11 protein-coding genes are annotated in these 11,999 nt (G+C 64.7%); 9 read left to right on the forward strand and 2 right to left on the reverse strand.

Annotated elements, in window-relative coordinates; genetic code table 11:
* Both KAY22_RS18445 and carA read right to left on the reverse strand, forming a co-directional pair.
* On the reverse strand, positions 1-312 hold a 312-nt coding region (locus KAY22_RS18445; RefSeq protein WP_296624754.1), incomplete at its 3' end, for a hypothetical protein.
* Positions 312-1,490, reverse strand: a complete 1,179-nt coding sequence (carA, locus tag KAY22_RS18450; RefSeq protein WP_296624755.1) for a glutamine-hydrolyzing carbamoyl-phosphate synthase small subunit — start codon at positions 1,488-1,490, stop codon at positions 312-314. The genes KAY22_RS18445 and carA, both read right to left, overlap by 1 nt.
* Before the next feature lie 137 nt (positions 1,491-1,627).
* Here carA and KAY22_RS18455 point away from each other — a divergent pair, with 137 nt between their 5' ends.
* The 9 genes from KAY22_RS18455 to purS form a co-directional block, all read left to right on the forward strand.
* Positions 1,628-2,083, forward strand: a complete 456-nt coding sequence (locus KAY22_RS18455; RefSeq protein ID WP_296624756.1) for a GatB/YqeY domain-containing protein — start codon at positions 1,628-1,630, stop codon at positions 2,081-2,083.
* Positions 2,084-2,139: 56 nt separating this feature from the next.
* Positions 2,140-3,999, forward strand: a complete 1,860-nt coding sequence (dnaG, locus tag KAY22_RS18460) for a DNA primase (RefSeq protein ID WP_296624757.1) — start codon at positions 2,140-2,142, stop codon at positions 3,997-3,999.
* A 50-nt stretch (positions 4,000-4,049) separates the two neighbouring features.
* Complete coding sequence (gene rpoD / locus KAY22_RS18465; RefSeq protein WP_296624758.1) at positions 4,050-6,074, forward strand: RNA polymerase sigma factor RpoD; 2,025 nt, start codon at positions 4,050-4,052, stop codon at positions 6,072-6,074.
* 252 nt (positions 6,075-6,326) lie between these two features.
* Positions 6,327-8,573 (forward strand): TonB-dependent receptor, encoded by a 2,247-nt coding sequence (locus KAY22_RS18470; protein WP_296624759.1) that lies wholly within the window; start codon positions 6,327-6,329, stop codon positions 8,571-8,573.
* Between the two features lie 215 nt (positions 8,574-8,788).
* The gene (locus tag KAY22_RS18475) at positions 8,789-9,373 is read left to right on the forward strand and encodes a PepSY-associated TM helix domain-containing protein (protein WP_366514107.1); all 585 of its coding nucleotides are present in this window, start codon (positions 8,789-8,791) and stop codon (positions 9,371-9,373) included.
* Between the two features lie 9 nt (positions 9,374-9,382).
* Complete coding sequence (locus KAY22_RS18480; RefSeq protein ID WP_296624761.1) at positions 9,383-9,865, forward strand: DUF2271 domain-containing protein; 483 nt, start codon at positions 9,383-9,385, stop codon at positions 9,863-9,865.
* A 12-nt stretch (positions 9,866-9,877) separates the two neighbouring features.
* Positions 9,878-10,753 (forward strand): DUF4198 domain-containing protein, encoded by an 876-nt coding sequence (locus KAY22_RS18485; RefSeq protein WP_296624762.1) that lies wholly within the window; start codon positions 9,878-9,880, stop codon positions 10,751-10,753.
* Positions 10,754-10,821: 68 nt separating this feature from the next.
* On the forward strand, positions 10,822-11,700 hold the full coding sequence (locus KAY22_RS18490; RefSeq protein WP_296624763.1) for an FAD:protein FMN transferase: 879 nt from the start codon (positions 10,822-10,824) through the stop codon (positions 11,698-11,700).
* Between the two features lie 71 nt (positions 11,701-11,771).
* Positions 11,772-11,999, forward strand: a 228-nt coding sequence (purS, locus tag KAY22_RS18495) for a phosphoribosylformylglycinamidine synthase subunit PurS (protein WP_296624764.1), incomplete at its 3' end; no start/stop codon positions are given.

An 11,999-nucleotide genomic window follows, 5' to 3' on the forward strand; every position in this document is an offset into this window, starting at 1 on the left:
GTTGAAGAGCGCCAGCGCGGTGTTGAGCGCGGTCTGGCCACCCATCGTCGGCAGGACCGCGTCGGGGCGCTCCTTCTCGATGATCTTGGCGACGATTTCGGGCGTGATCGGCTCGACATAGGTCGCGTCGGCCATGTCCGGATCGGTCATGATCGTGGCGGGGTTCGAGTTGACCAGGATGATGCGATAGCCTTCCTCGCGGAGAGCCTTGCACGCCTGGGTGCCCGAATAGTCGAACTCGCAGGCCTGGCCGATGACGATCGGTCCGGCGCCGATGATCAGGATCGATTTGATGTCGGTACGCTTGGGCATCAGGCGCTCTTCTTCAACTGACCGACGAACTGCTGGAACAGATAATGACTGTCCTGCGGGCCGGGGCTTGCTTCGGGATGGTATTGGACGCTGAACGCGGGCTTGTCGGTCAGGCGGAGACCGGCGAGGCTGCCGTCGAACAGCGAGAAATGGGTCGGCTCGACATTGGCCGGCAAGCTTTCGGTATCGACCGCGAAGCCGTGGTTCATCGAGGTGATCTCGACGCGCCCGTCATCCTTGCGCTTGACCGGATGATTGGCGCCGCGATGCCCCTGATGCATCTTGTAGGTGCGCGCGCCAACGGCCAGACCAAGCATCTGGTGCCCGAGGCAGATACCGAACAGCGGCTTGCCGACTTCGAGCAGCTTGCGGATCACCGGCACGGCATATTCGCCGGTGGCGGCAGGGTCGCCGGGTCCGTTGGACAGGAAAACCCCGTCCGGCTCATGCGACATCACCTCTTCGAAGCTGGCGGTGGCCGGAACCACCGTCACTCGCGCGCCGGCCGCAACCAGATTGCGAAGGATGTTGCGCTTCAGGCCATAGTCGATCGCGACGACATGCGGTGCATCGGCGGGCGCGGCATCGACGGCATAGCCTTCGCCGATCGCCCAGAGGCCATCGTTCCACCTGTAGGTCTGTGTCGTCGCGACCTGCTTGGCGAGGTCCATGCCCTCCAGCCCCGGCCACGCGCGCGCCTTGGCGATCAGCGCATCGACGTCGAACTGTCCTTCGGCATTATAGGCGATGACGCCGTTGGGCGCGCCCTGAACGCGGATCAGGCGGGTGAGCGCACGGGTATCGACCCCGGAAATGCCGATCCGGCCATTCTGGCGCAGCCAGGCATCGAGCGGCTGGGTGGCGCGGAAATTGGCCTGCTCGGTCACGTCCTCACGAACCACCATGCCGAGCGCGTGAGGGTTGGTCGCCTCGACATCCTCGGCATTGGTGCCGACATTGCCGATATGCGGGAAGGTGAAGGTGATGATCTGGCCTGCATAGGAGGGATCGGTCATCACCTCCTGATAGCCGGTCATCGCTGTGTTGAAGCAGACTTCACCGACCGCTTCGCCCTCCGCGCCGAATCCGCGCCCCCATATGACGGTGCCATCGCCCAATACTAGGACGCCCGTGGCTCCCTCGGGGGGTATCGGACGCGCGTGATCGGGCTGGGCCACTAGGGCTCTCCTTTGGGCTTGGGTCGGCGGGCAAACGGCGGCGTAACTAGGGGCCCCTCTCCACAGGGTCAATTCTATTAAAATAACTTTCTCTGTGCTAGGCCATCTCCTTTCCGGAACCAGCTTTGGTGCACCCCATGATTCGAGACGATATCAAGGCGGCTCTCGTCGTCGCCATGAAGGCGCGCGACACGACCACGACGGCGGCAATCCGCCTGATCCAGTCGACCATCAAGAACCGCGACATCGAGCTGCGGACCGCTGCCGCCCTGCCCGACGACGATCTGCTGATCACCGAAGTGCTGCAGAAGATGATCAAGCAGCGCCGCGAATCCATCGAGATGTACGAGAAAGGCAACCGCCCGGAACTCGCCGCTGCCGAAGCGGCCGAGGTCGAGGTGATCGAACGCTTCCTGCCGCGCCAGATGAGCGACGACGAGGCCCGCGCCGCGATCGACGCGCTCGCGACCGAACTCGACGCGTCCTCGGTCAAGGACATGGGCCGTGTCATGGCCGCGCTGAAGGAACGCTTCGCCGGCCAGATGGATATGGGCAAGGCGAGCGGCCTCGTGAAGGCCCGGCTGGCGGGGTGACACAATCGGCAGAGGGCGGATCCCGCCCTGCCCTTTCTCTATCGGTCTAGCGGACGATGTCGCTTTCGCCGCAATTCCTCGACGAACTGCGCAGCCGGATCACGCTGTCGACGCTGATCGGCCGCTCGGTGAAGCTCGTCAAGGCGGGGCGCGAATATAAGGCCTGCTGCCCCTTTCATGACGAGAAGAGCCCAAGCTTCTACGTCAACGACGACAAGAGCTTCTACCACTGTTTCGGCTGCGGCGCGCATGGCGATGCGATCCGATTCCTGACCGAGGCGAAGGGCCTCAGCTTCATCGACGCGGTCAAGGAGCTCGCCCAGAGCGCGGGCATGGATGTGCCGGCGCCCGATCCGCGCGCCGCCGAGCGCAACGAGCGACAGGCGGGCCTGCACGACGTCATGCAGGCCGCCGCCAGCTGGTTCGAGGAACAGCTGGGCGGCATCGACGGAGCCGCCGCGCGCGCCTATCTCGAACGTCGCGGATTGAGCGCGTCGCTCGCCAAGGCATTCGGCATCGGCTTCGCGCCAGACAGTCGCGGTCGTCTCAAGACAGCGCTCAAGAGCTTGGGCGACGAGCAGCTTATCGAATGCGGCCTGTTGATCTCGGTCGAGGGCAAGGAGCCTTATGACCGCTTTCGCGGCCGGCTGATGATTCCGATCCGTGACGCGCGGGGTCGGGTCATCGCCTTCGGCGGACGGATCCTGGACCAGGGCGAGCCCAAATATCTGAACTCGCCCGATACCCCCCTGTTCGACAAGGGGCGGACGCTGTTCAATATCGACCGGGCCGGCGGCGCTGCACGCAAGGCCGGGCGCGTGATCGCCGTCGAGGGCTATATGGACGTCATCGCGCTGGCCAAGGCCGGGATCGACGAAGCGGTCGCACCGCTGGGGACAGCGCTGACCGAGATGCAGCTGGAGCGGCTGTGGCGCATGGCCGAAACGCCGATTCTATGCTTCGACGGGGACAAGGCTGGGCAGAAAGCGGCGATCCGCGCCGCACATCGCGCGCTGCCGATGGTCGTGCCGGGGCGGACACTGCGTTTTGCGCTGCTGCCGGGAGGACAGGACCCGGACGACCTCGTCAAGGCTGGCGGCGCCCGCGCGGTCGAGCAATTGCTGGACGAGACGATCAGCCTCGATGAACTGGTCTGGCGCGCCGAACTGGATGCGCAGCCGCTCGACACGCCAGAGGCGAAGGCGGGTCTGCGAAAGCGCCTCGGCGACCTGGCCGCGACCATCCAGGACCGCGACGTCCGCGAACAATATCAGGCCGAGTTCCGGCGCCGCTTCGACGAGCGCTTCGCGCCCGTCCGGCGCCAATATGATCGCCCCTTCCAACCCCGGCAGCAGCGACGAACGGGCCAGCCGTGGAAGCCCGAAGTCCTTCCACCATCGGATGCCGCCCGCACCATCGCCCGCTCCGGCCTCAATCGCGGGGTCATCCGAGCCGCGATGGCCGGTCTTTTGCGATATCCGGAGGTGATGGCCGACAAGATCGAGACCGTGGCCGCATTGCCGCTCGACGATCCCAAGCTGGATGCGCTGCGCGCTGCGGCCTTCGACGCCAGCTTTTCCGAAGGCGTTCTTGAAAAGGATCGACTCGAAACCATATTGGTCGAAGCGGGTCTTGGGGCGGTGATCGAGGAGCTCAAGGCGACGAACACTCTTGCCTTTTCCTTTTTACGCGGCAATGCCGAGTATAATCGTGCTGTGCATAACCTGTCGGCCATGATCGACGCCCTCGCGGCCATCCCGATGCTGGATACCGCGCTGCGCGAGGCGACCGACAGGTTCAGCATAGAGACGAGCGAGGCGCAGTGGTCGGAGCAGCAGAGGCTGCGAGAGGCACTCGCCGAAGCCCGACGCGTTCTAACCGATCTCGCCCAAGGTGAGGACGGCGAGGACGCTTAACCTATTTATGGCCGGGCATCCGGCCGGTATCGAATGAGGGCTGGTCCTAAATGGCGAAGACGAACGGGAGCGATGGTGGCGATCGGATCGACGGCGACGCCCCGCTCATCGACCTCAACGAAGGCTCGATCAAGAAGCTGATCGCACGCGCCAAGCGCAAGGGCTACATCACCTATGAGCAGCTCAACGAAGCGCTGCCGCAGGACCAGATGACCTCGGACCAGCTCGAAGACGTGATGTCTGCGCTGAACGAGATGGGCGTCAACATCGTCGAGAATGAGGACGCCGGCGAAGACGAGCAGCCGGAAGAGGACAATATCGACGAGGCCGCCGCCTCCGACGAGGGCGACACCGGCCCTGCCCTCACGACGACCGCGAAGAAGGAAACCGTCGATCGCACCGACGATCCGGTGCGCATGTATCTGCGCGAAATGGGCGCAGTCGAGCTGCTCAGCCGCGAAGGCGAAATCGCGATCGCGAAGCGCATCGAGGCCGGCCGCGACACGATGATCCTCGGTCTCTGCGAGAGCCCGATCACCTTCAACGCGATCATCGACTGGTCGAACGCGCTCAACGAAGGCACGATGCAGCTGCGCGAGATCCTCGATCTCGATGCAATGCTGTCCAAGGGTCCGACCGCCGAGCAGGTCGAGAATGAGGAAGCCGACGGAGAGATTTCCGCAGAGACGACCGGCCCGACCTTCAAGGAAGAAGACGAGCCCGAGGAAGAGCAGGCGAGCGACGAAGACGAGGAGTCGATGACCGAGCGTCGCACCCCCCGTCCGGCGGAGGAAGAGGACGAGGACAACACCCTCAGCCTCGCGCAGATGGAAGAACAGCTCAAGCCGATGGCGCTCGAGCGGTTCGCGGCGATCACCGATCTCTACAAGACCTTCTCGCAGGTCCAGGAAGCCCGCGTTGGCGCACTCAGCGTCGGCGATGATTTCCCGGCGGCCGAGGAAGAGCGCTATCAGTCGCTGCGCGAGCAGCTGACGGCCGAAGTCGAGAGCGTGCAGTTCCATGGCGCGAAGATCGAATATCTGGTCGACCAGCTCTATTCATTCAACCGCCGTCTGACGACGCTGGGCGGACAGATGCTACGCCTTGCCGAGCGCCACAAGGTGCCCCGCCGCGACTTCCTCGAAGCCTATATCAATCGCGAACTCGAGGATGGCTGGCTGGAGCGGGTCGCCAAGATCGACAAGAAGTGGGCTGCTTTCGCGGGTCAGGAAGCCGGCGCGGTCGAGCGCATCCGCAACGAAATCTCGGAGATCGCACAGTCGACCGGTATGGCGCTGAGCGAATTCCGTCGCATCGTCAACATGGTCCAGAAGGGCGAGCGCGAGGCGCGTATCGCCAAGAAGGAAATGGTCGAGGCGAACCTGCGGCTCGTGATCTCGATCGCCAAGAAATATACCAATCGCGGCCTGCAATTCCTGGACCTCATCCAGGAAGGCAATATCGGCCTGATGAAGGCGGTCGATAAGTTCGAATATCGCCGCGGCTACAAATTCTCGACCTATGCGACCTGGTGGATCCGGCAGGCCATCACCCGCTCGATTGCCGACCAGGCGCGGACCATCCGTATCCCGGTCCACATGATCGAGACGATCAACAAGCTGGTCCGCACGAGCCGCCAGATCCTGCACGAGATCGGCCGCGAGCCGACCCCGGAGGAACTGGCCGAGCGGCTGTCGATGCCGCTCGAGAAGGTCCGCAAGGTGATGAAGATCGCCAAGGAGCCGATCAGCCTCGAAACACCGATCGGCGACGAACAGGACAGCCACCTCGGCGACTTCATCGAGGACAAGAATGCGATCATCCCTGTGGACGCCGCGATCCAGGCGAACCTCAAGGAGACGGTGACCCGCGTTCTCGCCAGCCTGACTCCGCGCGAAGAGCGCGTGCTGCGCATGCGCTTCGGCATCGGCATGAACACCGATCACACGCTCGAAGAAGTGGGCCAGCAATTCTCGGTCACCCGCGAGCGTATCCGCCAGATCGAAGCAAAGGCCCTGCGCAAGCTCAAGCATCCGAGCCGCAGCCGCAAGATGCGCAGCTTCCTCGACCAGTAAGCGAGGCAGCGGACAATCGAACCACAAAGCCCCGGCTCCGACAGGACGCCGGGGCTTTTCTTTGGCAACAGTCACATCGACGGGCTCGCCCTACCCTGCCCCTGTGCTTTCGTGGCAACGCTGCCGCCAATAATGACGTCGCTGACGCCGATGTAAGCGCGATCCGTTGACGGCGGCCACGCGGCTGATAGCGCTGCCTCAAACAATAAAATTCGCAGAGAGGGCGTGGGCCAGCAAAAGGGGTGTGCCACCATGTCTACCGATCGTTCGACGTCCATTCGCCTGGCGCTGCTCGCCAGCGCAATGCTTCTTCCCTCGCTGTCCTCGCAGGCCTTCGCTCAGGCGGCAGCCGACGAAGGCGCGGACAGCGCCGAGATCGTGGTCACGGCCACTCGCCGCGCCGAGAACATCAAGGACGTCCCCGTAGCGGTCACCGCGATCGGCGGCGAGAAGCTCGCGGTCATCAACTCCAGCGGCCTCGACATCCGCTTCCTGTCGGCCCGCACGCCGAGCCTGCAGATCGAAAGCTCGTTCGGACGCACCTTCCCGCGCTTCTACATCCGTGGCCTCGGCAATACCGATTTCGACCCGAACGCTGCCCAGCCCGTCTCGGTCGTCTATGACGATGTCGCCCTTGAGAATCCGATGCTCAAGAGCTTCCCGGTGTTCGATCTCGCCAGCGTCGAGGTGCTGCGCGGACCGCAGGGAACATTGTTTGGTCGCAACACGCCGGCCGGTGTGATCAAGCTCAACTCGGCCAAGCCGAGCGACACCTTCGGCGGCTATGGCAGCATCAGCTGGGGCACCTACAACACCGTCAACGCCGAAGCCGCGATCACCGGGCCGATCGGAGAAGGCCTCAACTTCCGTGCTTCGGGCCTGCTGCAGCGGCGCGACGACTGGGTCACCAACACCGCCTCCCCGACCCTCGCCAACCGCAAGCTCGAAGGCTATCGCGATCTCGCCGGCCGCTTCCAGCTGGGCTATGAATCGGGCGGCTTCAGCGCGCTGTTCAACGTCCATGGCCGCGATCTCGACGGTACGCCCCGCGTGTTCCGGGCCGGTCTGTTCCAGCAGGGCAGCAACCGCTTCTCGGCCGGCTTTCGGAAGAACCGGGTGTCGCTCGACGGGCTGACCAGCCAGAGCCTCAAGCAGTTCGGTGCCAATGCGCGGCTCGAATGGGCGATCGACGGCGTCGGCACGCTGTTCTCGACCACCGCCTATGAGAAGGCCAATGTGCAGAGCACCGGCGATATCGACGGCGCCGCGACCTATGGCTTCCCCGCCCTGGGCCTCGGCGTGGCGCTGTTCCCGGTGAACACCGGGGGGCGCACCAAGCCCAAGGAATTCAGCCAGGAGCTGCGCTTCGCCAGCGAGGATCTCGGCGGCTTCCGCTATCAGGTCGGCGCTTATTATTTCGACCAGAATCTCGACTATAGCGAATATGCCTATGACGGCACCGGTACCCGCGTCAGCAACATCCTGCACGACAACAAGAACCGGAATATCGGCCTGTTTGCTTCGGGCGAATATAAGGCGAGCGAGGCGCTCACCCTGCGCGCGGGCATCCGCTATTCGCACGACAAGAAGCGCGACACGATTGCGCTCGATCCGGCGCTCGCGGCGTCGAGCATCTCCAGCCAGCTGATCGCGGTCTCGCTCCCGCTGACCAACCGGGTCAAGGCGAGCAATGTGAGCTGGGATGCCAGCGCGACCTATGCGATCACCCCTGACATCAACGCTTATGCCCGCTTTGCCACTGGCTATCTCGGCCCGGCGATCCAGGATCGCGTGACCTTCTTCAGTACGCCGTCGATCGCGCGCAAGCAGACCACCATTTCGGGCGAAGCCGGCTTCAAGGGGGCACTCGCCGGCGGACTCTTCACCTTCGACATCGACGGCTATTGGTATCGCACCAAGGACCTGCAGCTGACGGCGGTCGGCGGCGCGGTCAATTCGGCGCGGCTGCTCAACGCAGACAAGGCGGTGGGCTATGGCCTGGAGACAACGCTGGAATTGCGGCCCAGCAGCCAGTTCCTCCTGACGGCCGGCGGAAGCTGGAACTTCACCGAAATTCGCGACAAGGGCATTGCGGTTGCGCCGTGCGGGTCGCTGTGCACCGTCACCGATCCGCTCAACGCCGCCGGCCTCGCCATCATCGACGGCAATGATCTGCCGCAAGCGCCGCGTTATGTCGCCAACATCACCGCTCGCTATGCGATCCCTGTCGGCGACGGCGAAATCTATGCCTACACCGACTGGGCCTATCGCAGCCGGGTGAACTACTTCCTGTACGAAGCACTCGAGTTTCGCGGGCGGTCGCTGCTCGAAGGCGGCCTGCGCGTCGGCTACAAGGCGGACGCTCAGTGGGAAGTCGCGGCGTTCGCGCGAAACATCACCAACCAGATCCGCAGCGTCAGCGCGATCGACTTCAACAATCTGACCGGCATGATCAACGAGCCACGCATCATCGGCGTGGAGCTGCGCAAGAGCTTCTGAACAGGACGGCGCCGCGTTTTCCCGAGCGCGGCGCCACATTTCAGAACTGAAATTAATGCGATTGGTTCGCATTAGCTATTGCACTGCCGAATCGATCGGGTTAGCCGGATTGGGTGAACAACCCAGCCGATATTCCCCTGAGCGCCTCCAATGCGCGTCCCGCAGTCAAGCCGCGTCCGGCGCCCAAGCCTTGGTATCGCTCGCGTGGCTGGTGGCTGAAGCAGTTTCACAACTGGCACTGGATGAGCGCTGCCGTCTCGCTGATGGGCATGCTGCTCTTTGCGGCGACGGGGTTCACCCTGAACCATGCCGCCACGATCAGCGCCTCGCCGACGACCAGCACGCTGTCGGCGCAGCTGCCCTCGGCCCTGCTGCCTAGCCTCGCCACTCCTCCCCGTGCCGATGCCCCCCTGCCCGCTGCCGTCGCAGCCTTCGTCGACGATCGGCTTAACCTCGACCCCAGCGATAAGCCCGCCGAATGGTCGGACGGCGAAGTCTATGTCGCCCTGCCCCGTCCCGGTGGGGATGCCTGGGTCAGCATCGACACACGAAGCGGCGCGATCAGCGGTGAACTGACCGACCGCGGCTGGATCAGCTGGGCGAATGATCTCCACAAGGGCCGCAACGCCGGCAGCGCCTGGAGCTGGTTCATCGACATCTTCGCCATTGCCTGCGTGCTGTTCACGCTGACCGGGCTGATGCTCCTCTACATGCACGCCAAGCCGCGCCGGTCGACCTGGCCGCTCGTCGGGCTCGGCCTGATCGCACCGCTCCTGATCATCCTGTTCTTCGTTCATTGAGGATACGCCATGCGCGCCACGCCCCTCCTTCTGCTCGGTTCCACCATCGCTGCTCCGGCCTTTGCCGCCGGGACGGTCACGGTCACCGTGCCGCAGCTCAAGGTCGCCGAATATCACCGTCCCTATGTCGCGATCTGGCTCGAACCCATCGGTGGCGGGCCGATCCGCACATTGTCGCTCTGGTATCAGGTCAAGAAGAACAGCGGCGAGCCGGGCACCAAATGGCTGTCGGACCTGCGCGCCTGGTGGCGAAAGGGCGGCAAGAGCATGACGATGCCCGCCGACGGGATCAGCGGCGCCACCCGCGCGCCCGGCAATTATACGGTTGCAATCCCGGATGACGTCCGCCCCGGCAGCTACACGCTCAATGTCGAGGCGGCCCGCGAAACCGGCGGCCGCGAGCTGGTGTCGCTGCCGATCACCCTGCCCGCCAAGGCAGTCCGCGCGACCGGCAAGACCGAACTCGGCGCCGTCACCCTCGCCGCCCGCTGAAAAGGACCGACCATGCGCACCACAACCCGCCTGCTGACCGCCGCTCTCCTGGTCGCCCTGCCGTCGCTCGCCTCTGCACACCGGCAATGGATGGTCCCCAATGCGACCGTCTTTTCGGGTCAGAACAACTGGGTGACCGTCGACGCGGCCGCGTCGAACGACCTGTTCTTCGCCGATCACCAGCCGATGCGCCTGGAAGGTGTCAAGGCCTGGGCTCCCGATGGCTCCGAGGCGAAGATCGAGAATGCGGCGACCGGCCGCTATCGGTCGGTGTTCGACGTCAAGCTCGACAAGCCGGGCACCTGGAAGATCGGTACCTATACGAACAGCGTGATGGGGAGCTTCAAGGTCGATGGTGAGGAGGTCAGAGTCGGCGGACGGCCTCGCGGCCCCGGAGCCGGTGGCCCGGGAATGCAGGCAGCGCCCGGCGCCGCGCCGCAGCGGCCTCCGGTCCAGTCGGTCGACGACATCCCGGCCAATGCGACCGACGTGAAGCTGACGCAGATGATTGCGCGCAACGAAATCTACGTCACCGCCAATCAACCGAGCGACGCAATCTTCAAGCCCAGCGGCGCTGGTATCGAGTTTCAGCCGATCACCCATCCCGACGAACTGGTCGTCGGCGAGCCGGCGAGCTTCCGCTTTCTCATCGACGGAAAGCCGGCTGCCGGCCTCAAGCTGAGCGTCGTTCCGGGCGGCAAGCGGTATCGCAACGACGACGGCGCGCGCGAGATCGTGACCGGCGCGGACGGGGTCGCAAAGATCGACTGGCCCGAGCCCGGCATGTACTGGATCAACGCCACCGCGACCGACGACAAGCCGACCGCGCCACGCGCGACGAGCCGCCGCATGTCCTATACCACCACGGTCGAGGTGCTGCTGCCCTGAGCCTGCGCATCGCCCTGCCCGCCCGGATCGACAGTGACGCCCTGCGCAGCGTCGATCGGGGCGCGCCCGTGGCGCTGCTGTCGGGCGAGACCATGGGGACATTCTGGTCCGTGCGATACGTCGCGACGACCGGCTTGTCGTCGTCGGCACTTGGTGCAGCGATCGCGGAGACGCTCGACCATATCATCTCCGAGATGAGCCAGTGGCGTGCCGATTCCCTGATCAGCGCCTTCAATCGCGCGCCGCAAGGCACCGAATTGCGCCTGCCGCCCGACTTTCGCACCGTGCTGGACGTGGCCCTCGACGTTGCCCGGCGCAGCGATGGTGCGTTCGACCCCACCCTGGGCCGGCTCGTCGATATCGCCGGCTTCGGCCCGGCGGCCCCCGAGGACGGGTCGGCGAGCTTTCCGGAAGCCGTCCAATGCGCTGGCTGGAAGCGCCTGCCCTATGCGGGTGGCCGAATCGTCCAGCCCGGCGGGCTGGCGCTCGATCTTTCGGGCGTGGCCAAGGGCCATGCCGTCGATGCCGTCACCGACCGGCTGGCGCAAGACGGCGTGGCGCATATGCTGGTCGAGATCGGCGGCGAACTGGTCGGTCGTGGCGTTCGCCCTGACGGACAGCCCTGGTGGGTCGATCTGGAAGCGCCGCCGGGCATTGCCGTTCCGCCGCTGCGTATCGCCCTGCACGGCATGGCCGTCGCCACTTCTGGCAATTATCGCCGGGGCAATCATATGCTCGACCCGGCGACCGGTTCGCCGATCGTCAACGGCGTCCGTTCGGTCTCGATACTGCACGACAGGGCCGCTTATGCCGATGCCTGGGCGACGGCGCTGACCGTGCTGGGGCCAGAAGCCGGTCTCCGGCTTGCGGAACGCGAAGGGCTGGCCGCGCGGATCATAGCGGATCAAGAGCATCTGAGCGCCGCGCTGCGCGAAATGCTCGAATAAAGTCCGGTCCCCCTTGCCCCCCGCCGTCATCGGGGCCATAGGGCCGGAAAATCTACAACCAAGAGGCCGCGATGAAGACCCGCGTCTATGTCACTCTCAAGGGTGGCGTTCTCGATCCCCAGGGCAAGGCGATCCACAATGCGCTCGGCTCGCTCGGCTTTTCCGGCGTCAACGACGTGCGCGCGGGCAAGCTGATCGAACTCGACCATGACGAGGGCGTCAGCGACGCCGATCTCGAGGCGATGTGCCGCAAGCTGCTCGCCAATACGGTGATCGAGAATTTCCGCATCGAGCGGGCC

This window comes from Rhizorhabdus sp. (assembly GCF_018006725.1).
In the GTDB taxonomy this organism is placed as follows: domain Bacteria; phylum Pseudomonadota; class Alphaproteobacteria; order Sphingomonadales; family Sphingomonadaceae; genus Rhizorhabdus.

What these genes read in the sequence shown, in the direction of transcription:
- KAY22_RS18455 (WP_296624756.1), top strand. Translation starts at nt 1,628, where the DNA reads ATGATTCGAGACGATATCAAGGCGGCTCTCGTCGTCGCCATGAAGGCG.
- dnaG (WP_296624757.1), top strand. Translation starts at nt 2,140, where the DNA reads ATGTCGCTTTCGCCGCAATTCCTCGACGAACTGCGCAGCCGGATCACG.
- rpoD (WP_296624758.1), top strand. Translation starts at nt 4,050, where the DNA reads ATGGCGAAGACGAACGGGAGCGATGGTGGCGATCGGATCGACGGCGAC.
- KAY22_RS18470 (WP_296624759.1), top strand. Translation starts at nt 6,327, where the DNA reads ATGTCTACCGATCGTTCGACGTCCATTCGCCTGGCGCTGCTCGCCAGC.
- KAY22_RS18480 (WP_296624761.1), top strand. Translation starts at nt 9,383, where the DNA reads ATGCGCGCCACGCCCCTCCTTCTGCTCGGTTCCACCATCGCTGCTCCG.
- KAY22_RS18485 (WP_296624762.1), top strand. Translation starts at nt 9,878, where the DNA reads ATGCGCACCACAACCCGCCTGCTGACCGCCGCTCTCCTGGTCGCCCTG.